General features: G+C 68.8%; 1 protein-coding gene. It reads left to right on the top strand.

The window, feature by feature from the left end; genetic code table 11:
- A partial coding sequence (locus J0A65_RS25490; RefSeq protein WP_206597010.1) for a diguanylate cyclase domain-containing protein occupies positions 1 to 370 on the top strand: 370 nt, incomplete at its 5' end.
- Positions 371 to 525: the final 155 nt, after the last annotated feature.

The raw sequence follows: 525 nt of genomic DNA, 5'->3' as shown, positions 1-525 counted from the left end.
CCAGTGCCTGCGTGACGTCGCCCAGGCGCTGGCCAACACCCTGAACCGTCCCTATGACCTCGTCGCGCGCTTCGGTGGCGAGGAGTTCGCCGCCCTGCTGCCGGATACCGACGAAGCCGGCGCGCGCCAGGTAGCCGAACGCCTGCAGGAAGCCATCAAGCGCCTGGCCATCGAACACCGCAGTTCGGACGTGGCCACGGTCGTGACCCTGTCCATCGGTAGTGCGACCCTGCCGCCGAACGCTGGCGCCAGCGTGGAGCAGCACCTGAACTGGGCCGACGAGCAGCTGTACAGGGCCAAGGCCGAGGGACGCGATCGCATCTGCGGCCAGACCTACACTTCGCCCGTGAGAATGAGCAGCGAGGCCTGACAGGCGCCCGGGCCTCGCTCAGAGGTCCAGCACCAGGCTCTGGCGCTCTTCGCTGGCAGCCGGCACCGCGCAGCAGATCAACACGCTATCGCCCTCCGGCAACTGTGCCGGCGGATTCGGGTAGTGCACCGCACCGCTGACCAGCCGCGTCTTGC

It is taken from the genome of Bowmanella yangjiangensis (assembly GCF_017255015.1).
Taxonomy (GTDB): Bacteria; Pseudomonadota; Gammaproteobacteria; order Enterobacterales; family Alteromonadaceae; genus Bowmanella; species Bowmanella yangjiangensis.
This window is presented reverse-complemented; position numbering and strand designations above follow the sequence as displayed.